20 protein-coding genes are annotated in these 20,757 nt (G+C 46.2%); 17 read left to right on the top strand and 3 right to left on the bottom strand.

Annotation, left to right across the window (positions count from 1 at the left end; translation table 11 throughout):
* Positions 1-6 precede the first annotated feature (6 nt).
* The 9 genes from ACFVSO_RS01660 to ACFVSO_RS01620 all read left to right on the top strand — a co-directional run bounded on the left by ACFVSO_RS01660 (position 7) and on the right by ACFVSO_RS01620 (position 9,332).
* On the top strand, positions 7-891 hold the full coding sequence (locus ACFVSO_RS01660; RefSeq protein ID WP_387469423.1) for a nicotianamine synthase family protein: 885 nt from the start codon (positions 7-9) through the stop codon (positions 889-891).
* A 127-nt stretch (positions 892-1,018) separates the two neighbouring features.
* Positions 1,019-2,131 (top strand): helix-turn-helix domain-containing protein, encoded by a 1,113-nt coding sequence (locus ACFVSO_RS01655; RefSeq protein ID WP_387469422.1) that lies wholly within the window; start codon positions 1,019-1,021, stop codon positions 2,129-2,131.
* A gap of 112 nt (positions 2,132-2,243) precedes the next feature.
* Positions 2,244-3,254: an ABC transporter substrate-binding protein gene (locus ACFVSO_RS01650; RefSeq protein ID WP_387469420.1), complete on the top strand. Its 1,011-nt coding sequence runs from the start codon at positions 2,244-2,246 to the stop codon at positions 3,252-3,254.
* On the top strand, positions 3,251-4,072 hold the full coding sequence (locus tag ACFVSO_RS01645) for an alpha/beta hydrolase (protein WP_387469418.1): 822 nt from the start codon (positions 3,251-3,253) through the stop codon (positions 4,070-4,072). The genes ACFVSO_RS01650 and ACFVSO_RS01645 overlap by 4 nt, the downstream gene beginning before the upstream one ends.
* Positions 4,073-4,091: 19 nt before the next feature.
* Positions 4,092-5,183 carry a FecCD family ABC transporter permease gene (locus tag ACFVSO_RS01640; protein ID WP_387469416.1) on the top strand — a complete coding sequence of 364 codons (1,092 nt, stop codon included), beginning with the start codon at positions 4,092-4,094 and terminating at the stop codon, positions 5,181-5,183.
* On the top strand, positions 5,180-6,169 hold the full coding sequence (locus tag ACFVSO_RS01635) for a FecCD family ABC transporter permease (protein ID WP_387469414.1): 990 nt from the start codon (positions 5,180-5,182) through the stop codon (positions 6,167-6,169). Before ACFVSO_RS01640 ends, ACFVSO_RS01635 begins: the two co-directional genes overlap by 4 nt.
* A 45-nt stretch (positions 6,170-6,214) precedes the next feature.
* Entirely contained in the window at positions 6,215-7,045 is an 831-nt protein-coding gene (locus tag ACFVSO_RS01630; RefSeq protein WP_387469412.1) for an AraC family transcriptional regulator, read from the top strand.
* Positions 7,046-7,314: 269 nt separating this feature from the next.
* Positions 7,315-8,622 (top strand): NtaA/DmoA family FMN-dependent monooxygenase, encoded by a 1,308-nt coding sequence (locus ACFVSO_RS01625; RefSeq protein WP_387469410.1) that lies wholly within the window; start codon positions 7,315-7,317, stop codon positions 8,620-8,622.
* A gap of 236 nt (positions 8,623-8,858) precedes the next feature.
* Entirely contained in the window at positions 8,859-9,332 is a 474-nt protein-coding gene (locus ACFVSO_RS01620) for a hypothetical protein (protein ID WP_387469408.1), read from the top strand.
* Positions 9,333-9,371: 39 nt separating this feature from the next.
* Here the strand turns inward: ACFVSO_RS01620 and ACFVSO_RS01615 are convergent, their stop codons facing one another.
* Together ACFVSO_RS01615 and ACFVSO_RS01610 are read right to left on the bottom strand one after the other, a co-directional pair.
* Positions 9,372-11,033 (bottom strand): helix-turn-helix domain-containing protein, encoded by a 1,662-nt coding sequence (locus ACFVSO_RS01615; protein WP_387469406.1) that lies wholly within the window; start codon positions 11,031-11,033, stop codon positions 9,372-9,374.
* A gap of 12 nt (positions 11,034-11,045) precedes the next feature.
* Positions 11,046-12,080, bottom strand: coding sequence for an ABC transporter substrate-binding protein (locus tag ACFVSO_RS01610; protein ID WP_387469404.1), 1,035 nt, complete (start codon positions 12,078-12,080; stop codon positions 11,046-11,048).
* Positions 12,081-12,347: 267 nt separating this feature from the next.
* Between ACFVSO_RS01610 and ACFVSO_RS01605 the strand changes: the two genes are divergently transcribed.
* The gene (locus tag ACFVSO_RS01605; RefSeq protein WP_387469402.1) at positions 12,348-13,445 is read left to right on the top strand and encodes an MBL fold metallo-hydrolase; all 1,098 of its coding nucleotides are present in this window, start codon (positions 12,348-12,350) and stop codon (positions 13,443-13,445) included.
* 96 nt (positions 13,446-13,541) lie between these two features.
* Here the strand turns inward: ACFVSO_RS01605 and ACFVSO_RS01600 are convergent, their stop codons facing one another.
* Entirely contained in the window at positions 13,542-14,120 is a 579-nt protein-coding gene (locus tag ACFVSO_RS01600) for a TetR/AcrR family transcriptional regulator (RefSeq protein ID WP_387469400.1), read from the bottom strand.
* A gap of 169 nt (positions 14,121-14,289) precedes the next feature.
* Between ACFVSO_RS01600 and lpdA the strand changes: the two genes are divergently transcribed.
* The 7 genes from lpdA to ACFVSO_RS01565 all read left to right on the top strand — a co-directional run bounded on the left by lpdA (position 14,290) and on the right by ACFVSO_RS01565 (position 20,675).
* Complete coding sequence (gene lpdA / locus ACFVSO_RS01595; RefSeq protein WP_387469398.1) at positions 14,290-15,681, top strand: dihydrolipoyl dehydrogenase; 1,392 nt, start codon at positions 14,290-14,292, stop codon at positions 15,679-15,681.
* A gap of 39 nt (positions 15,682-15,720) precedes the next feature.
* A complete protein-coding gene (locus ACFVSO_RS01590) occupies positions 15,721-16,353 on the top strand; it encodes an HlyD family efflux transporter periplasmic adaptor subunit (RefSeq protein ID WP_387469396.1) in 633 nt (210 codons plus the stop codon).
* Positions 16,337-17,509, top strand: coding sequence for an ABC transporter permease (locus tag ACFVSO_RS01585; protein WP_387469394.1), 1,173 nt, complete (start codon positions 16,337-16,339; stop codon positions 17,507-17,509). The genes ACFVSO_RS01590 and ACFVSO_RS01585 overlap by 17 nt, the downstream gene beginning before the upstream one ends.
* Positions 17,510-17,845: 336 nt before the next feature.
* The gene (locus tag ACFVSO_RS01580) at positions 17,846-18,478 is read left to right on the top strand and encodes a M12 family metallo-peptidase (RefSeq protein ID WP_387469391.1); all 633 of its coding nucleotides are present in this window, start codon (positions 17,846-17,848) and stop codon (positions 18,476-18,478) included.
* A gap of 17 nt (positions 18,479-18,495) precedes the next feature.
* Complete coding sequence (locus tag ACFVSO_RS01575) at positions 18,496-19,086, top strand: hypothetical protein (RefSeq protein WP_387469389.1); 591 nt, start codon at positions 18,496-18,498, stop codon at positions 19,084-19,086.
* Positions 19,087-19,303: 217 nt separating this feature from the next.
* Positions 19,304-19,873 (top strand): RNA 2'-phosphotransferase, encoded by a 570-nt coding sequence (locus ACFVSO_RS01570; protein ID WP_387470524.1) that lies wholly within the window; start codon positions 19,304-19,306, stop codon positions 19,871-19,873.
* 4 nt (positions 19,874-19,877) lie between these two features.
* Positions 19,878-20,675: a TatD family hydrolase gene (locus ACFVSO_RS01565; protein ID WP_387469386.1), complete on the top strand. Its 798-nt coding sequence runs from the start codon at positions 19,878-19,880 to the stop codon at positions 20,673-20,675.
* Positions 20,676-20,757 lie beyond the last annotated feature (82 nt).

Here is a 20,757-nt window from a genome sequence, read left to right as displayed (position 1 = left end):
GGGGAAATGAAAGGTTATTCAACTAGTTCTACAATACATACAGTTAACGTCCCAAGAACACAAATGGTTGACCATTTTATCGATTTTATCCGTGTAGCCAATGAGCTTCTTCAGAAGGAATTAGATCTGTCTCCTGCTAATCATGTAGTCAAGAACATCATGAGTCATCTTTCCCTTCAGTTACGCCCCCGCTATTCACCTGAGGAGATACAATCCGTTCTAAGCAACGAGTATATTCGAAGCAACCACCGAAAATTGCAGGATAAGCTGTCAGAAGCCGAATTTCTGGCAGAGCTGAATGATTCTCGCGCTATTTGCCATTCTGAGAGTTCTGACTTAGATCCCTTATCAAGGCTATCTGCCTGGACTATTTACAGGGCTCTAGTAAGTCAGGAACTGTCCACGCTTCGATCGTTCATTCGAGAGAAAGGCCGCGCAGAGAAGTTGCCAATGATCTTTGTAGGCAGTGGGCCGATGCCGCTAAGTGCGATTATTCTACACCAATTAAGTGATGCGAATGTGATCTGTCTGGAAATGGATGCTGTTGCCTATGATGCGTCATGTTTATTACTTGAGCGCCTCGGCTTAGCGGATAAAGTTACGGTTGTGATGGGGAATGGATCAGAATTCGACTACAGCTCCTATAGCCAAATCTTTGTCGCTAGTCTTGTTCGCAATAAGATGGAAGTGCTTGAACGCATTAATCAAACTGCTTCTGATCCTCTAGTAGCTGTTCGCACAGCAGAGGGGATGAGGCAAATCATGTATGAAGCGATTGATGAAGCACAGTTGAACAAGCAGGGGTGGCGTATTCTGGGACGAACATGTCCACAAGAAAATCTGGTCATCAATTCGACTTTGTTCCTTGAACGTGTGAGAAATCCTATGTAATGAAGTATGAAAAACCGTTTATGGAACCTGCCTCAATCAGAATGATCCGTTCCAGCATTGCTTGGTTCATGAAAGCAAAGTATAATTGATAATAATTATCAGTTCATGGATAGGTAAAGGTGAAAGCATGCAAAAACCAATGCAAAGAACAGATTTAAGCGAGGTCAGGCTTTATATAGAAGAGAATTTCACGAAGCAGCTCACTTTAGACCATCTGGCGGGTCTTACGGGTCTTAGTCCCAGCTACTTTTCCTCGGCGTTCAAACAGCAATACATCCAGAGTCCCATGGAGTTTGTGACACAGCTGCGTATTCAAAAGGCTAAACAGCTATTGCAACAGGAAGACGCCCGATTGAAGCCCATAGCGGAGGCTGTTGGGTATAGCGATGAATTTTATTTTAGCCGAGTGTTCAAAAAGGTTGAAGGTATATCGCCAACGATGTACACCAGCCAGCAGAAATCCCATATCGGCGTGGTTACCGGCAACATGATGGGTTATTTGCACGCAGCAGGCATCGTGCCCTTTGCTGCACCATTAAGCGCAAAATGGACTCCCTATTACTATAATCTGTGGCCGGATCAAATCGAGCATAAGGTATCCTTAACCAAAAACAAAAATTATTGCATTCCGAGTGAGCTATACCATTTGCAAATGGATCTTCTCATCTCTCCCAAGGATATGCCGCCAGAGCTGGTCACACGGATGGAGGATCATTTTCCAGTCTATTGGCTGGATGATAGACAAGATTGCTTTATCGCCTTAACGGAGCTTGCTGCCCGGTTGAACAAACGAGAAGAAGCGAATCAGTGGATCGCGCAGTATCAAGCAAGATTGAGTGAAATTCGTCAAGGGTTAGATTGGGCGGCTCATCCGCCTAAGATTATGATTATCCGTATCTATCAGCAGCGAATATTTGCCTATTGCAATTCAGGTATTCAACATCTTTTATTTCATGACTTGGGAGCGGTCCCCAGCTATGAGTATGCTGGTCTATATAACACCGAAATTACGTTTGAGCAGCTAGCCCAATTGCAGGTAGATAAGCTATTTACCATTATATGCCCTGATGATGAGTCACGAGCAACCTGGCATTATTTGCAAAGAGATGCTGGATTCAAACAACTAGGGGCTATGAAGCATCAACAAATCTATGTCATTCATTCCGATCCGTGGTTTGAATATTCTCCAGTTGCTTTAAGGCGAATGCTAGAGGAAGTGGCCGTGATGATGCTACCTTGAAAATGTACATGGCCGATCGTAATATGTTGCATGGTCAACATGCTTTATCTCTTATATACTCAATAATGAGAATGATTATTATTGAGAATTTAGGAGAGAGGGAAAGTCAATTATGAAGTGGTTCCATGCAAAAAAAATAAGTTATGTTGTGATGGCGGGTCTATTATCCGTAGCACTGGCAGCTTGCGGCAGCAATAAGGAAGCTGTTCCTGGGTCCCCGGCTGATCCTACACCAACAAGCGAATCCAGCTCAACGGATGAATCAGGTGCAAAAGGATCGAATTCGGCAGCCAGAGAAGCGTTTGACGTAACGGACCAGGTAGGCAATACCGTAAACATTCCTGGAACGGTACAAAAGGTGTACGCGCCTGGCTTGGAGGATTACTTGGTTACACTCGGCGTAACTCCAGTCGCCCAATGGTCCACAGGCGAGAAACCGCAGCAATACTTGCAGGATACGCTTAGCGGCGTGAAAGAAATCAGCTTTGCCAATGGCGTTCCATCTCCGGAATCGGTCGTAGATTTGGAGCCGGAATTAATTATATTCCCAACCGCTTTCTATGCGCAAAATGGCGTTCATGAAAACTATTCGCATATCGCTCCGACCTACGTATTTAAGAATGCGCTTGGCAACGTTGTGGAAGCAACGGAAACGATTGCGAAGCTGCTGGGGTTAGAGGATAAAGCAACAGAAGCTATTGCTGCTTATAATACTAAGCTGGAAGAAACGAAAGCGCAGCTAGCTAGCCTTTCTGCTGGTAAAAAAGCGATTTATATTAATGCGAATGCCCGTGCGATCTTCTTGGTTGGCAACTTCCATTACGGGGGCTATGTGCTCAGTGAGCTGGGATTTGCTCAGAGCGCTCTTGTAGAAGGAGAAATGTCTGCTGATATTTCGCTTGAGATGCTGTCTGACATAGACGCTGATTATATATTTATTAACAACAACGACGGTCTGGGAGATGCATTCCTGGCAGACATTAAAGCTAGCCCGTTATGGACTGCGCTGCCAGCTGTTCAAGGTGGTCAAGTGTTCGACGTCAAAGGCGATCACTGGAGATCGAGCGGATTAATTGCTTACCAGAAAACGATGGATGATATTGTGGCGTTCTTGCAGCCATGATGATTAAGCCATACGTCAAGCGCAATTATGAAACGATGTTGATGACGAGTACAAGCAATCATTTGGACTATGAAATATTTATTGCAAAACCTTTCGATGAGCCAGCAGAGGGCGGATATGGCGTCATCTATGTACTAGATGGCAATGGACTATTCGAAACTGCTGCCGAAATCACGCGATTGTTGACGCGCAAGCCCAAAGGATACCAGCCCGCTATTGTAGTTGGCATCGGATACCCTGGCGGCGAAGCCTTTGATACGGTGCGTCGAACCTATGATTTAACAATGCCGGCCGAGCCTGCCAATTTACCGCAGCGTCCGAATGGGGAGCCTTGGCCTAAATTCGGAGGGGCAGATGAGCTGCTTGCCTTTTTTGAAAAGGAGTTAATGCCGGCTATGGCACAGCGGTTCGCCATCAATAAGCAGAAGCAGGCATTGTTTGGTCATTCCTTCGGAGGGTTGTTCGTTCTGCATGCTTTATTCACACAACCCGCATTGTTCTCGCATTACATCGCGAGCAGTGCTTCCATCTGGTGGAATGATTGCGCAGTATTAGACGAGTATGAAGCGTTCCAAGCAGTTATGAAAAGCAATAGGCTAAACCAATTGCCCAAGGCGCTTATGATAGCCGGTGGAGATGAGCTTGATCATATGGTCAAGGATAGTCTGGATTTATGCGCTGATATGATGTCGCTGCGCGTTCCAGGCTTCGAAGCTAGCTGGGCGCTGCTTGAGCAAGAGGAGCATGTGAGCGTCATACCTGGTGCGATTAGCCGGGCGGTCAAATTTTTGCTCGCCACAACATCAGAAATGAGTTAGACAGCATATTCGTTCTGCATTGGAGCTGGCCCTTGGCTGGCTCTTTTTGCAAAGCGGAGGGGAAGGGTTGGAACCATTGGCCTCAAATGTTCAAGAATCATCATTAACAAGCACAAAAAAGCTCTCCTTTATACTATTGCTTCTATTCATGCTCTTGCTATTAATGGGAGTATTAGTCCTTGCTATGGCGCTAGGAGCGAAAAGAATCCCATTCTCAGATGTGCTCACGTCGATCTTTGCTTATGATCATACGTCCACTACCCACCATGTGATCCAGACCATTCGCTTGCCTCGTGTGCTTGCGGCTATGGCTACAGGAGCCGGATTCGCCGTTAGCGGGGCTATTATGCAAGGCATTAGCCGCAATCCATTAGCGGATTCGGGTATTCTGGGATTGAATGCCGGGGCAGGCGTCATGCTTGTCATTGCCATGGTTTTCCTGCCGGCGATTTCATTTACGGGTACGCTGTGGCTTTGCGTTCTAGGAGCGGCATTAGGCGCAGGCTTAGTATTTAGTGTCGGCTTATTAAGCAGACGGGGATTGACGCCTATTCGGCTTGTATTGGCTGGCGCTGCAATATCAGCCATGCTGACTGCCTTAAGTGAAGGAATAAGCATCTTCTTTTCAGTGGCGCAGCAGGTGGCTTTTTGGTACGGGGGAGGGTTAAGCGGCATTAAGATGGCGCATTTACAGCAAATGCTGCCATGGATGCTCCTGGCTCTACTGCTTGCCATCGTCATTTCAAGATCGATTACCATCCTATCCGTAGGAGACGAGACAGCGGAAGGACTTGGCGTTCGTACTAAGCTGATAAAGAATCTCTCCCTGGTAGCCGCCTTCCTGTTGGCCGGGATTTCATGCGCGCTAGCCGGTTCGGTAAGCTTTATCGGGTTAATGGCCCCTCACTTGGTACGTTACTTCGTCGGCGTGGATTATCGCTATATCATTCCGCTATCCGCCATTATGGGAGCTATCCTTGTTGTGCTTGCTGATTTGGCGGCGCGAATCGTCAATGCCCCTTATGAAATTCCAGTCGGTGCTGTCATTGCGGTTATCGGCATTCCGTTCTTTCTTTTTTTGGCACGCAAAGAAAGGCGGGAGCTATCGTGAAGTTAAGATGGAAGTTTATCATTATTGCCGTATTCATACTTCTGGGTTTTATCTTTAGCATATCTACCGGGCAAAGCAGCTTAAGCTTGCCTGATCTATGGCAGACCCTATGGGGGAATGGCACTTCAAGGCAGGAGCTTGTCCTCTTTCAGTTCCGAATTCCTCGTATGTTGCTAGCTTTTCTAGTTGGCGGAGCGTTGGCGCTGGCAGGCATGCTGCTGCAAGCCATAAGCCGCAATGCATTGGCGGACCCCGGAATATTGGGGATCAATGCTGGAGCGGGACTATCGATGATGCTATTTTTACTCCTGCAAAATAGCTCTACCGGCTTGCATACGAATGTTCAGCCGTTCTATGCTCTTATTGGCGGTTTTATCGTAGTGGCCTTATTATTTTTGCTTTCTTATGATCGCCATCATGGGATTATTCCCATTCGACTCATTTACACAGGCGTTGCTATTGCGGCGGCGATTAGCGCAACGATGATTGTACTGACCTTTGTGCTGGAGCCTTCGCAATATCAAATGATTAAGGTGTGGCTGGCAGGGAATATAGGGAATAGCAATTGGAATCATGTCTATGCTATGCTGCCTTGGCTCGTTATTATAGTTCCTTTAGTCATCCGTCATCATCGTATATTAGATGTGCTGAAGTTTCACGATCCGGTAGCCATTAGTGTAGGCGTGTCTGTAAACAGATATCGCGTTTGGTTTTTAGTATGCAGTGTATTATTGGCAGCGCCAGCAGTTGCGGTTAGCGGAAGCATCGGATTTGTAGGACTCGTCGTTCCGCATTTGGTCAGACGTCTATTTCGCGGGCATAAATTAATGATTCCGGGATGCTTATTGATTGGAGGCGGATTAGTTGTAATCGCAGATGCTCTTGGCAAGATGGCCGTAGCCAATACGGAAATACCGGCAGGCGTGATCGTCGCCTTAATTGGCGCTCCTTACTTCTTATACTTATTAATTAAAAGCGATAGGTGACTAACTCAACAAAACCAGCTACTTGATGCCAGGGAGCGAGTGGAATTGATAAATTTGGATAGATTAGCAGAGGTGTTTGCTGGCGGCAGCTATGAGATTGAAGATGTCTACCGCTTAGTCATCCAGCCGAAAAGTATATGGCGTGAATTTACGACCTTAATGCATGGATTTCTATTTATTATTCGCGGAGAAGCTCGAATAGATGTGAATGGAACAGTCTACGAGTTATATCCAGGGGCCGTATTTCACGCGGCTCCAGGCATGCAGCTGGGCTCGCAAGTGATCGGACAAGCTGAGCTCGAGTATTATTCCCTTTTCTATAGATTGTACAAGGCAGACGACGTCAATTGTACGCATGAATGCGACTCGCATTTTAAGCTGGAACCGGGTGCAAATCCGAGAGTAATCGAATTATTGACCATGCTCCATCAGAATGCCTATACATCTGAAGGAATTGGAAAGCTGCGGGTTAAGGAATTATTTTTAAGCATTATGCATCAGGTTCTGATTGGCTGCAGCCACCGAGAGAGCGGCCGTTCTCCAAGTGAAAGGGTCATAGAGGAAGCTATTGCCTATATTCACGGGCATTATATGAATCCTCTTACTCTCGACGAGTTAGCTGGGCTGCATGCCATGAGTGCCAAACGCTTCTCTTACTTGTTTCACAAGCATACGGGGTTCCGTCCAATCGACTATGTGATTCATTATCGTATGGAAAGAGCCATTGACTTGCTGAAAGCAGGCAATTTCCCGATCCGCGATATTGCGGTCAGTGTCGGTTATGCCAACCCGCTCTATTTCAGCAGACTATTTAAGAGGAAATTCGGTGTGTCTCCTTCCGCATATACAGACCAATTAGATCATCATATCTATTGAGTGATTGATTTGTGAATGACGCTTGCAACTGCTGGTGATGAGCCTGAGGTGGTGCAGGCTTTTTTGCTTTTTGACTAATCATTAAACAACACGAATTAGATAATGATGCATATCCCATTTGTGATTTGTGTATTTGCATTTGCTTAAGTCCTTGCTAAACTATACTTTAATAATGAGAATCATTATCATTATAATATTGTTAGAGCCTCTGCGTGCTCAGAGTGTTTTTATAGAGGCAAATCTATAGGGATAAGAAAGGGTTGTTGGACATGAAAGTGGATAGACAATTGTGTATTGGGTTGTCCTTAAATAAAACCTGGATGAAAGGAAATAGCTGGCGGCGGCCAGATAGCGAAGTAGAAAAAATGGGTTCCATTAAATATTACATTGAGTTGGCAAAGATGGCGGAGAAGTCAAAGCTCGATTTTCTGTTCATGGCGGATTATCTGTATGTTAGCTCGCAGATGATTGGTGATTCTGCTAGCTTCGGCAGTCCTGACCCTACGATGATATTTGCTGCAATTGCCGGTGCAACCGAGCGAATCGGACTGGTTACGACCATATCTACGACTTTTAATCCGCCGTATGTGGTGGCAAGGCAGCTTCAGTCTTTGCATTGGCTAAGTAATGGACGGGCAGGCTGGAATATTGTCACCTCTATTGAAGGCGCAGAAAATTTCAGTGATTCTCCAATGCCTTCACCGGAAGAAAGATATGCAAAGGCCATGGAATTTACAGATGTGGTACGTAAGCTATGGGAGAGCTTTCCGAATGAAGCTATTGTTATTGACCGCGAGTCGGGCATATTTGCTGATAAAGATAAAGTGACGGCAATTCATCATTCCGGTGAATATTTCAGTGTGAAGGGGCCTCTTTCTATCCCTTCTCATTCATCGGGACCTATTCCTTTGTTTCAAGCTGGCGCTTCGGATGTTGGCCGCAATTTTGCCTCTTCCGTTGCGGATGCTATATTTGCGGCAATGCCGGATATGGAATCGGGAGTGGAATTGCGCAATGATTTGAGAAGAAGAGCCGCAGAGCAGGGACGTGATCCGAACACCATCAGAGTGTTGCCGGGCTTATATTTTTTCCTGGCCGATACACGGGAAGAAGCGCTTGAATTGCATAAGGCTGCGCATGCACATTTAAGTACGGAGCGCCGACTTAGCTCTCTCATATCGGTGCTGGGCCTTGATCTAAGCGGCTTCTCTCTGGATCAACGCGTAACTGCCGATATGCTCCCTGATTCCAATCAGCCTGTTCGCAGCCGGACACATGCCGAGCTGCTGCGCCGGTATATTACAAAGGCTCAGCCTACAGTGAAAGAGGTGCTGGCAAGACCGGAGGTTGTCGGATCTGCTCACTGGGTATCTGTGGGAACGGTGGAGGATGTGCTGAATGATATTATGGAAAGGCACAAGGCTGGAGCTATCGACGGATTTATAGCCCTTCCAGGCGGATCAGAAAAATCGATGGAGATATTTTTTGAAAAGCTGATGCCGGAGCTGGTTGAAAGAGGCTTGTTCAGAAGTGAATATAGCGGGAGTACTTTGCGTGAACATTTAGAAATTACGTAATCCGTTATCCATGAGCTTCAAGTTCCGCGTGATCGAAAAGGCTGCAAAGTAGGCTCCACTCGACAGGGAACTCATGCATATTACTACACAGGATATTTATGGGATTTATGGAATTTGAGCTATTCTGTGTTAGACTATCCGTATAAGGGTTAGTCAATTCGTAGTTATCTTTTTTACAACAAAGAATGCAATGACGAAATCTCTTTATTTCAGAACAGTTGTAAAGGGGATAAACCATGAAAAAGACGATGATGATACTGTTCGTGCTGTGCTCTATGATGACAGGGTGCACAACTAACGAGAAAGTAATCAACTTCGTACAGTTAAAAGAATCGTTTGAGAAGCGCGGATTTCTTTTAGAAGAACAAGTAGATATAAATAAGAATAGTGTATTTCAAATGACTTTAAATGGTGTCGAGCCTGAATCTTATATGATTAATGATAAAGAAATAATCAGTATATACGTATATGCATCCAGTGAAGGGGTTAAGGAAGGAATAAAGGATTTTGAGTATAAGACAGCGACAGCGAGTGTGATACCACATAAAAAATATCAAGTGGCAAATGTCTTGATATTCTACAGTTCTAGGGGCGATCCTGAAGATGAACGAATTGAAATGGTATTAGAGGATATGAAAGCTCTAGCAGAACAAAAAAGAAGACATCTCTCCCCCAAAAAGGGAACGGATGTCTTTTTGTTTGATACGTAAGCCGTCAAAGAAAAACTATCCTCTCATCTTGAACTCCAACTATATAGAGCCTGCCCACAGAGCAGGGAACTGTTCCAGTGCCAACCGGCTCGTTAGAGCGTCGTCAGAATTCCAGAACGAATCCAGAACATGCACTTTGCCGGACTGGACGGCGGGAAGCCGAGCCCAGTCCGGCCATCGGTTAAGCTCTGACATTGCGGCTGAGATGTGCTGATTCGAATGAATAAAAACGAACAGCCGGTCTCCCACTGCAAATTCACGCAGGCGATCTGGGGCAATGGAGATATAGTAATGGCCGCGGGCTGGACGCATTTGTTGAATGCGCTCATCCATGCGGAACCCAAGAGGATGATACAGCAGCTTGGCTAAGCCGCGAAGTCGATGAAGCAAGTAAAGCTGTCCATCATGATGATAGTACAGGACCGTAGCTGATTCGTCCGAAGATTTGCAGGATTGGAGCCGCTGCCACATTTCCTCACATCGGATGTCGTAAGCATCGAGCCATTGCTTGGTCCGCTCGCGAATGCCAAGCACTTCCCCTAGCCTCTGTATTCGACGGTGCATGGAGGCATATTCGTTCACTCCGACAGTTGGTGCGATAGCGGACAGCTCCGGATGACGCTCACTTCCATGGCGGCTGAGCAATACGAGATCAGGGTTGAGCGTACGGATCTTGTCTGGAATAAGCGGAAAGCCGATTTCTTGTGTGTACTGGATTTTGTCTGCAAACGAGTCGCTGTTGCAAAAGCGCAAATTTGCTCCCACTGGCTCAATGTCCAGTGCGAGCAAATCGCCTACAGTGCCGGCATCATCGTATATAATACGCTCAGCCGATACAGGGGGATATTGAACAGCCTCATGCTGTTCGCTCATATTCGTCTTACGACTATAGATTCGCGCATATTGGCCCGGAGATATCCCTGTTTCGAGCTTAAATCTGCGATTGAAATAGTGCTCGTCGTTATAACCTACCTGATGCGCAACCTTCCATACTTGTTCATCGGAGTGACTCAGTAAGGCTTTGGCCTGCTCGATTCTTAACTGGGTGATATAGTTGCTTGGATTGCTTCCGGTCATTTTTTTGAACACCCGGAGGTATTGCCAACGCGGGAGCTGTGCCATATCAGCCAGTTGCTGCACGGTGAGATTAAGTTGATAATTGCTCTGCACAAATTCGATAGTTCGACATACAGCGTTCCTCGGTTCGCGTATGCGATTCTCCTCTTTAACGCCCTGCTCCAGGAGCATAGAAAGCAGGGAGAGGAAAGAGCTTTGCTTACCGATTTGGAGCAGCTCATCCTGAAACCCATCGTCCTCAAAGTTAGCCGCAAATGTATGAAGGACCGCTGCCGGGAGCTTCATCCCGTCAGCCAGCAGCTTTAAGATGCGCTTCAGCGCTGACCCGTTGGCATAGGCATTCACAGCGGTAAAGGAGAGCAGATAGAAGAGAGATTCAGCTCCTTGGCTGGTTAGCAAGACCTCACTGCCGGGATTAATCAAGAGACAGGCTCCCGGTACAGCGGATTGCTTGCGGTGTATATCCTTCACCTCCAGTTTTCCCTGAAGCACCAGTAGGAGGCGATATTCGTCAGCGAACCCAATAGGGCAGTATTCTTGGTTGTCGCAGGTTATACGCTGGGTGGAAGTCAGGGCGAACGTGAGTGGAAGTGCTGACTTGCCACCGATAGAAGGCTGAAACATTGGCATTTACTCCTATTTGGCTTCTTCGAACATCTCGCTTTCTATAATTTGCGGGAAGACGTCGATGAGTTTGCGTGTAGTAATCAGATCGTTATCGTTATACTCGAGCGGAATATAGTGAGTCTTTCCATTTTTGACTGGAGGAAGGCTCTGGAATACCTTGCTTTCCTTCAATTGTTTGAAGCCTTCTTTGGCTTCCGCATTATTATCATACAGCAGGAACAGACGGTCGGCGATTAATGTGTCATGCAGTGCCTCTTCCGTAACTTCGATATACGGGGAAGGGGATGAGGACGCTAGACCAGCCACCTTGTCCGACATTTTAAATCCCATTGGGTGGTTGATCAGGTCAAATACGCCGAAGTTTTTCATGAGATACATTTTCTTGTTCCAATAATAGACGATAACTGCGGCAGTCTCTCCCTCGGCTATTTTTCCTTGATCGCGCAGTTGCTGCCACATCGATTGGGTTTTTTGTTCCAGATCAGAGAGGATTACCTTAGCCTCATCCGGCTTGCCTAAGATTTCACCAATAGCAGTGAGTCGCTGCGGCAGCGAGACCGATTCATCGAAGCCGGCGATGGGTCCAATTTTTTGCAACATAGCATACTCATTATCTTGAGTTTCATAGCCCATAATCATGAGATCGGGATTGAGATCGACCAATACTTCCAAGTTAGTAGGCATTCCGATGTCAGGAGCCTTGGCGCTTAAGCTTTCGTGTGTGGATTTCAAAATATTAGAGTTGCTCATATAGCGGTGCGGGTAGGCAATAGGCTCGAATCCTAATTCTTTGACGTCGATAATAGCTCCCGATCCGGCAACCACAGCAATTTTTTGCGGATTAACCGGAATTTCTGTCTCCCTGCCTTCATAATCTTTGTACATTTTGGTCGTCGCTGGCGCTTCCGATTCGATGCTTGTATTCGTACTTTCCTCAGGCGTTTTTGCTGGCGTTGACGTGCTTGAAGAGCTGCAGGCCGCGAGCAAAATGAGCAATGAGAGGAATAAGGTGGTCTGGGATAAACGGGACAATAATCTGTTCATGGTGTGTCATTCTCCTATTCAATCTGTATTATACATGATTTGAGGATGATTATCATTCTCTATTAATAGATTACACTGTACGATCAGGTGCAGCAATGGATGGAAGTAACGACTTTTTGCACAGAAGGGACAGTGCAGTGGTGTAAGAAGCGTATTTTTATTAAGGTAACAGCTAGAAGTATGCGTATGATATAATTGCAAAATCTAAAAGTGAATGACGCTAATGGTGTTCAGGTGGATGCACATAGAAAGTTGGGGTCAAAGGGAATGAAATTAATAATTCTACTCGCTGTAATCGCTTTTGTCGCATGGGTCATTTTTTTGATCCTGAAATATTATCCTCCGCTTGGCGGCAAAAGTTCGGCAGAAAGTCAAAAACGAATTCAAGCCTCCCCGCAATTTAGCGACGGGAAGTTCCGCAATCAAACATCAACGCCAATGAATTATAGCCTAAGAGATAGCACCGATGCTTTAGTCAGAATGATTAAGGGAACTCCAAACAGCAGGCCGAAAGGGAGCATACCGGTCGAGCCGTTTGATTCGAAGGCTTTCATGGAGAATAAGGAAGATAAAGTGATCTGGTTCGGACATTCCACGCTGCTGCTGAAAGTTGATGGGGTGAAGCTATTGATAGACCCTGTGTTCAGTGGCTATGCTTCCCCTGTCCGCTTCTTCGGTCCCAAGCGTTACAGCGACAAGCTGCCGGCAGAGATAGAGGACCTGCCTGAACTGGACGCCGTAGTGATATCGCATGATCATTATGATCATCTGGACTATGCATCGATTCGCAAGCTGAGGGGAAAAGTGAAGCAATTTATTGTTCCGTTAGGAGTTGCGGGGCATCTGACGAAGTGGGGAGTCGATCCTGATCGAATTGTAGAGCTGGATTGGTGGGAGGAGCTGCAGCTTCATGGACTGGCGTTAACCAGTACACCGGCAAGACATTTCTCAGGAAGGGGCGGCGGCGCGGGGTCTACCCTGTGGAGCTCCTGGGTTATAGTTAGTGCTCAAACGAGAATATACTACAGCGGGGACAGCGGATACGGACCGCATTTCAAGGAGATTGGTGATAAATACGGACCGTTCGACCTTACTCTCATCGAGACGGGGCAATATGATGAGAAGTGGGGGAATATTCATATGTCTCCTGAAGAGTCATTGCAAGCTCATCAGGATGTGCAAGGCAAATTAATGATTCCTATACATTGGGGAGCCTTTACATTAGCGCTTCACAGTTGGACAGACCCTATAGAGCGGGCAACACGGGCAGCCGAACATCTGAACACGGTCTTAGTGACTCCTAGAATAGGAGAAACTGTAACCATAGGAGCATCGGAATACCCATCTGATAGTTGGTGGGAGTAACGTCATAACGTAAAGAAGAGGCAGCACAGAATTCAAATAATGAGTTCTGCGCTGCCTTTTTGTATGCTTGAACGCCGTGATGCCAAAGACACTTGATTAGACATGCATGCTAGTCCTAATAAGCTCTTTTGCGTTTTGCTTGCCCGCTGATAGCAGCTGGTCACTCAGCTTGGAGTCGCTCACCGACCGCGCCAGTACAATGGTGCCGACCATGAGGCTCATGATGGCATTACCCGTAGAAGGATCGATTTTCGCCAAATTGGAGATAAAATCAATCATTCGCTGCAGCTCTTGGGTGAAGACTTGTCCCACTTCTTCTGAAGACTGGGAAATTTCAGCGGAGAGGGCAGGGAGAATACAGCCGAGCTCCTTCTGATCGCGATGATACGAGCTTAGGTAAAAATCAATAACGGCTTCAATCCTCGCATCTTCACCCGCTTGATCTGCTGCCTTTTGCAGCAATGCTATCGTATCACTAATGGCATACTGGCAAGTTTCCAAGACCAGCTGCTCTTTATTGTCAAAGTGCGAATAGAATCCTCCATGCGTAAGGCCCGCGCCCTTCATGATGACCGGGACGCTAATCTCGCGAATGCCGTTTGTGCGAAAAGCTTTGGCGGCACTTTCAATAATTCGGCCGCGCACCTTTAACTTATGTCCTTCAGGATAAGGCACCTTCAACACTCCTTTATACAACTCTAGCCTTAAAATATTATAGTCATCATAAATAATAGTGTCAATTTGTTAAGCAGCCTGCAAGGCACAAGAGAGGGGATTGACGCTTTTAAAATATGATGACTATAATATATTATGATCATCATATTTTAAATTAGGAGGTACAGACATGTTCCATTTAGAGGCAGTAGATACTTTAGTGATTGGTTCAGGGCCGGGGGGATACGCGGCGGCGCTGCGATCCGCACAGCTTGGCATGAAGACAGCGGTTGTGGAGCGCGGCAAGGTCGGCGGCGTGTGTACCCATGTAGGCTGCATTCCTTCCAAAGCCTTGATTGCGGAAAGCCATCGCTTTCAGCTGCACAGCGAGCGGAGTAGCGATATTGGGACAGCTTCATTTGAGGGGGCACAGTCATTCAAACAAGCGGTTGTGAATAAGCAGGCTGGCGGGGTTCAGTTTCTGTTGAAAACAGCCGGAGTTGCAATTCTCCAAGGAGAAGCAAGCTTCATGGATGAGCATACGGTTGCCATTAGGAGCGAGGGAACAGAGCAACAGATATCGTTCAAAAACGTCGTTTTGGCCACGGGCTCCCGTCCAATCGAGCTGGAGGCACTTCCGTATGGCGGGCGTATCTTTTCATCCACGGAAGCCTTGTCGCTTTCCAAGCTCCCGGCAAGTCTGGTGGTAATTGGAGGAGGTTATATTGGCGTAGAATTGGGGCAGATGTATGCCAAATTCGGCACCAACGTAACGATTCTCGAAGGGGGCGGAGGAGTGCTTCCTGAGTTTGAGGCGGATTTGGTTGCGCCTGTAATCCGGCAGTTGAACAACGACGGTGTAACCATCATTACGGATGCAAAGGCAGTAAAAGCCCAAGAGGATGCGGATGGGCTGACTCTCTATTACATGAAAGGGAGCGAACAGCATCTTGTTCGAGCCGAATATGCGCTAGTGACGGTGGGGAGAAGACCGAATACAGATGGGAAGTTAGGGCTTGAACGTATCGGCCTGCAGGCAGGAGCCAGAGGACTCATTGAGACGGATGAACAGTGCAGAACGAAGGTTCCGCATGTGTATGCGATCGGAGATATTCGCACGGGCCCGGCCCTAGCTCATAAAGCTACCTATGAAGCGAAGGTTGCAGCGGAGGCTATAGCGGGAAGGCCTTCCATTATTGATTATAAAGCTATGCCATTAGTTGTCTTCTCCGGACCAGAGCTTGCGAGCGTTGGCCTGACGGAGACGGAAAGCAAGGAAAAGGGCTATTCCGTTATAGCGGGCAAATCCGCATTTGGCATTAACGGAAGAGCCCTTGCGCTGAAAGAGACGGATGGGTTTGTGAAAATTGTAGCGGATCAGACATCAGGAATGATATGGGGTGCGCAAATCGTTGGCGTAGAAGCGTCAACGCTTATATCGGAGCTGGCTTTGGCTATCGAGATGGGAGCGACAGTCGAGGATCTGGCGATGACCATTCATCCTCATCCCACTTTGGGTGAAGTGATCATGGAGGCTGCAGAAAATGCAGTTAGAAAAATGATAATGGGCAAGAAAAACTAAACAAAGAAGATCGAAACAGGATAGGGAGAGGAATTAAACATGAAGCAGAAATGGGTATTGTATATGGGAATTGCGCTTGTGCTGATAGTAGGAGGATCACTTCTCGCGGCAAAAGGGACAGATGCAGTGAGTCAGGCCGAGAATCGAAAGCAAGGTGTGCTTGACGCCGAGTCGAAAACGATCCTATATGACAAGAAGCCAGGCACCATTTATCAGATAAATGCGGGGCTAGGTGATTCCGTCCAAAAGGGAGATCTGCTATTCAGAATCAAGCTGGAGGAAGGAAGCGAGGAGGAGGTATTTGCACCAGAAGACGGGCTGGTTAACCGAATCGCCGTAAAGCTGGGAGAAGAGATTATGCCAGGAATGCCGGCAGCCGTTGTGCAAAAGAACGAATATTTTACGGACCTCTTCGTACAGGAAGGGCAAATTCATAAACTTAAGATGAATCAGAGTGTAAAGGTCCGTTTTCCGTATTTGGACCAGCCAATTGAGGTGGATGGCATTGTCACTTCGATTGCAGCCGCCCCTCAGTTTGCGAGCATGCGCATGACGAGAGAGAAAGGCCAAGCGGATGTGAGCATGTTTGCAGTACGTCTATCCGTGCCTTCGAAAGCCGGACTGCTTCCGGGTATGACGGCGGAGGTGGACTTTAATGAAATCGCTGACTGAGGAGTGGAAGTACGTAGCGGGCAGCAAGTTTTTGATCGTTATTTTTGTCGCCCCGTTAATTGCGGCCTTGTTCTTTGGATTGATGTTTTCGAAGAATCAAATTAATGAATCTCCCGTTGTTGTCGTAGATGAGGATCATAGCTCTTATTCTCGGCAGTTAATCACGAAAATAAATGCGTCCCCATACATGAAGGTCACTGAGGTGTTTCCTAGTCGGATGAATCCAGATACATTGCTGGCTAATGAGCAGGCTGTAGCTGTCATTATCCTTCCTGCTGAATTAGAGCTGAGAAGAGAACAAGGGAAATCCACGACTATCGGAGTTTTAATGGACAATACGATGCCCTCAGGGCTAACCGGTATCCGAACCGCTATTCAGGAGATTATGACGACCGAAAATATGACATTATCCATGACCGGGTTAGCTGGGCAAGGGATGGATGCAGAAACGGCTAAGGGGATAATCTCTCCCCTAACCCTCGTTCAGCGAATGCTGTATAACCCGACGACATCCTTTATCGGCTCGATGGTCATTGGATTTGTTAATATCGTCGTATTAATGATAACGACTGGCGCTGCCGGGGCCATAGCGCCTAGGCTTCGGAAGGAAGGAAGGCTGTTTGCGAATGGGACATCGCCTGCCCAGCTGTGGATTCGCGTTGTTCCCTATGCTTTGCTCAGTACGGTATCCTTGCTCTTAAGCTATGGACTACTGAAGCAAGTAGGAGGCATGCGATTTGAGGCAGAGCCGTATCTCTTTATGATCCCTTTGCTGCTCTATTCCTTTGCCTTGTCTCTGCTCGCGATGCTGCTCGGTTACACAGCCAAGGATGTGAGCAAAGTCGGCTCGCGGATGAGTGTCCTCTTGTACCCGTCGTTTCTTGTTACCGGCATTCAGTTGACTCCGCTTGCGCTGCCGGCTTTCTTTCAGGTTACGGCATGGGCGCTGCCGATGAACTGGCTGAACCGACTGATTCGCGGCATGGCGTTCAGGAATGGAGACTTAACGGCCTATAGCTTGGAGCTCGGAGCATTGCTCATTATTATTGGTGCCGCAACGTTGCTCATCGGGCTTATGGTCATGAAGGAAGCGAGAACATCCCATTCGGTGGCCGAGCAGCATGCCAATTCAGGAGCTTTGCCGGTTATTAGTTAAGGATAAGGAAATCCATATCATACGATTAAATCAATCACCTTCAAGTGAAGTCTCCCTATTGCAGGGATATAAACTTGGGGGTGTTTTTGTTTAAAAGCCAAAATTAAGAGTTCTGTACGCACAATGTTTATACTTTCTAGCAGGGGACTGACAAGAAACGATGTGAGGGTATTTTGGAAAAAATATTCATGTAATTAGATAAGAAATGGGGTCATTTAATAGAATATACGTAGTTCTATTTACCTGATTTTAATCATTTCGTTGACCGTAATACTAGCATATGATTACAATATAATTAGATATATTTGGGTTTTATGCTAATTTGGAGGGGGTTGTTTGGAAGTGAGGTTTTTTAGAAAACTTTCATTATTTATTGCGTGTCTGAGCGTAGGATTAATTTCATTCGGTATTTTTTCTTCAATTTCTGAGGCAGCATACTATGGGTGGAAATGGAAGACAATTAGTTTTCAAGGTGATGTTGTCTTACGGGTAAATGATGATAGTCTTAATTCTAGTTATGGTGGAAGTGTATATACAGATGGGTTAGCTCTTTGGACTAATAGTGGTGCTGACGTTATGATATCAGACTCTCCTGATACAAGTGCGGATGTGTATTTTATCTCTGTAGCATCGTCTGTTTGGAATAGTAATGGGTGGGGTAATGGCTATGCTTGGACACAGCCATACAGAGATGATGCTGTTGCATGTATGACTAAACCCATTCATAACATAGATACTCTTTGCGGAACGGGGAAATTAGTTAATTATGCAGCAATTTATACGAATAATGGAAACATTATTGCAAGTTCTAAAAGGCGGGCTTTAGTAGCTCACGAATTAGGACATGTTATGGGATTAGCTCATACTGAATATCTTTCTGCGAAGGCTGATTCATTAATGACAGCAGCTTTAGCGGGAGGATTGGTACCATCCTCCTATGATGTACAACAACTTAATGACCGTTATTAGAAAGGAATGGTGTATTTATGAATAAAAAACGTATAACAATTATAGGTTTGTTATTATCACTATCCATTGTTATAGGAGCTGTAACTGGATTAGCTGTAAATAAAAGCGATAATCAAAATGATCGTGTCACTGCTGTTGATTCAAATTATGTTAGTCTTGAAGATGAATTCTGGAATGTTGATTTAATCATTCAAGGAACTGTCGTAGGTCTGGGAGAAACTTTTCAAAAAGATTCAGGTGTAAAAATTAAATATGATAATTCTTTTCCCGTTACCCCTGCAATTGTTCAAGTGGATAAAGTTTTATACGGAGAAACAGACAACCAAACTATAACGTTCCTGCAGCATGGTTCTAATGACAATAAAATAGACAGTAGTAAAATGGTTAAACAATCTGAAAATGTGATTTTGATTCTAACAAAAACGGAGTCAGGACAGTATTGGTCATATAACTTCGAAGATGGGATTTGGAAAATTAATAACGGAAAAGTAAAATCTCAAACCCAAAAAGAAATATTAACGTCAGGAAGAGGAGAGCAAGAATTAGAGAAATTCATAAATAAAATAACTGTTGCAGCTAAAAATAAGAGCAAACCATTAACTGAATAGTATGTTTACACTAATCTATAAAAAAAGATCGTCATTCTGGTGAAAACAGATTGACGATCTTTTTTATAAGATTAATTCAGCTTTTTTCACCACTCCATTTATTTTATTACTCGTATTATTTATATCTAACCAAACATTCCCGTTCCTTCTCCGTTACGAGAGGCTATAATGCAATTAACAGCAAATCGGATTAAGGTTAGAAAGTGAAGTGATGACATTGTTAGATCCACACAAAGAAAAATCGCTAAGCAAGCTGATAAGCAAAATGCTGCGGCATACGCCAGAGGCGTTCGGACTTGTATTAGCTCCCGAGGATGGATCGTGTACGCTAGACGCGCTGCTGGCATCGATACAAGCCCAGCCTAAGTGGGGATGGGTTGCCAAGGAGCATATTGAGCTGGTCGTGCGCCAGTCGGAGAAGCAGCGCTTTGAAATCATAGATGCGCGTATAAGAGCCAGATACGGACATAGCCATGATCGGGTCAGTTATTCACCGGCAGAGCCTCCAGCCATCCTATATCACGGCACCAATAAGAAAGCACTAACGTTAATTATGAACGATGGCTTGAAACCGATGAGCAGGCAATACGTCCATTTGTCCGAAGGGACAGACTTTGCAGCCTTGGCAGGGAGCAGGCGGGGAGAGCTTGTTATTCTTGAGGTGGATACATGCAGCGCCAGGCAATCGGGAGTAACGTTCTACTATGCCGGGAATGAAGTGTGGTTAGCGGATCATGTTCCGGCAGTCAGCTTTAAACTAACGAATCCGGAAAATAAGGAGAAATAGATAAATGAATCAATCCAACCATTATCCCATCATAGATATCGGCGTAAACCTGATGCACCGATCGTTTCATCAGGATCGCGAACAAGTTGTACAGAGAGCGATAGATGCGCAGGTTTCACCGCTTATTATTACAGGTACGAGCGTAAGAAGCAGTATAGAGGCATCGCGCTATGCGGCACAATACCCTGGAAAGCTGTATGCCACAGCAGGCGTACATCCCCATGATGCCAAGAGCTGCACAAGCGAGACGATTGCGAAGCTAAGAGAACTGGCGTCGTCACCTCAGGTTGTAGCAATTGGAGAATGCGGCTTGGACTACAACCGGGATTTCTCGCCGAGGGATGTCCAGCGTAAGTGGTTCGAAGAACAGATTGGGCTGGCGCAGGAGCTGGAAATGCCGCTGTTCCTGCATGACCGGGAGGCGTTTCATGATTTTGTAGCCATTCTAAAAGAACATGCCGTCAACAAAGCGGTCGTTCATTGTTTTACAGGTACGGCTTACGAGCTCAGAACCTATCTCGATATGGGCTTTCATATCGGAATTACCGGCTGGATCTGCGACGAGAGAAGAGGCAAGCATCTGAAGGAGCTTGTCCGTACGATTCCGCTGGATCGTCTCATGATTGAGACGGATGCGCCGTTCCTGACTCCGCGCGACTTGAAAGAGAGGGTAGCGGATGGACGGAACGAACCTTCGATACTGCCCCACGTCCTTCACACCGTTGCGCGGTGCATCGGGAAATCGGCTGAAGAGGTCGCGAAAGCAACAACAGAGACGGCCAAGGCGTTTTTCCGTATCTGATATCTGATTGTCGCGCTTCTGAAGCGACTGAAAACATAGAATGGCGGTGCCAGGAATGAACTCCTGAGCACCGCCATTACTC

Source organism: Paenibacillus sp. NPDC057967 (assembly GCF_042887015.1).
GTDB lineage: Bacteria > Bacillota > Bacilli > Paenibacillales > Paenibacillaceae > Pristimantibacillus.
This window is presented reverse-complemented; position numbering and strand designations above follow the sequence as displayed.

What these genes read in the sequence shown, in the direction of transcription:
- ACFVSO_RS01650 (WP_387469420.1), top strand. Translation starts at nt 2,244, where the DNA reads ATGAAGTGGTTCCATGCAAAAAAAATAAGTTATGTTGTGATGGCGGGT.
- ACFVSO_RS01610 (WP_387469404.1), bottom strand. Translation starts at nt 12,080, where the DNA reads ATGAACAGATTATTGTCCCGTTTATCCCAGACCACCTTATTCCTCTCA.
- ACFVSO_RS01615 (WP_387469406.1), bottom strand. Translation starts at nt 11,033, where the DNA reads ATGTTTCAGCCTTCTATCGGTGGCAAGTCAGCACTTCCACTCACGTTC.
- ACFVSO_RS01590 (WP_387469396.1), top strand. Translation starts at nt 15,721, where the DNA reads ATGAAGCAGAAATGGGTATTGTATATGGGAATTGCGCTTGTGCTGATA.
- ACFVSO_RS01660 (WP_387469423.1), top strand. Translation starts at nt 7, where the DNA reads ATGAAAGGTTATTCAACTAGTTCTACAATACATACAGTTAACGTCCCA.
- ACFVSO_RS01605 (WP_387469402.1), top strand. Translation starts at nt 12,348, where the DNA reads ATGAAATTAATAATTCTACTCGCTGTAATCGCTTTTGTCGCATGGGTC.
- ACFVSO_RS01565 (WP_387469386.1), top strand. Translation starts at nt 19,878, where the DNA reads ATGAATCAATCCAACCATTATCCCATCATAGATATCGGCGTAAACCTG.
- ACFVSO_RS01575 (WP_387469389.1), top strand. Translation starts at nt 18,496, where the DNA reads ATGAATAAAAAACGTATAACAATTATAGGTTTGTTATTATCACTATCC.
- ACFVSO_RS01655 (WP_387469422.1), top strand. Translation starts at nt 1,019, where the DNA reads ATGCAAAAACCAATGCAAAGAACAGATTTAAGCGAGGTCAGGCTTTAT.
- ACFVSO_RS01585 (WP_387469394.1), top strand. Translation starts at nt 16,337, where the DNA reads ATGAAATCGCTGACTGAGGAGTGGAAGTACGTAGCGGGCAGCAAGTTT.
- ACFVSO_RS01645 (WP_387469418.1), top strand. Translation starts at nt 3,251, where the DNA reads ATGATGATTAAGCCATACGTCAAGCGCAATTATGAAACGATGTTGATG.
- lpdA (WP_387469398.1), top strand. Translation starts at nt 14,290, where the DNA reads ATGTTCCATTTAGAGGCAGTAGATACTTTAGTGATTGGTTCAGGGCCG.
- ACFVSO_RS01625 (WP_387469410.1), top strand. Translation starts at nt 7,315, where the DNA reads ATGAAAGTGGATAGACAATTGTGTATTGGGTTGTCCTTAAATAAAACC.
- ACFVSO_RS01620 (WP_387469408.1), top strand. Translation starts at nt 8,859, where the DNA reads ATGAAAAAGACGATGATGATACTGTTCGTGCTGTGCTCTATGATGACA.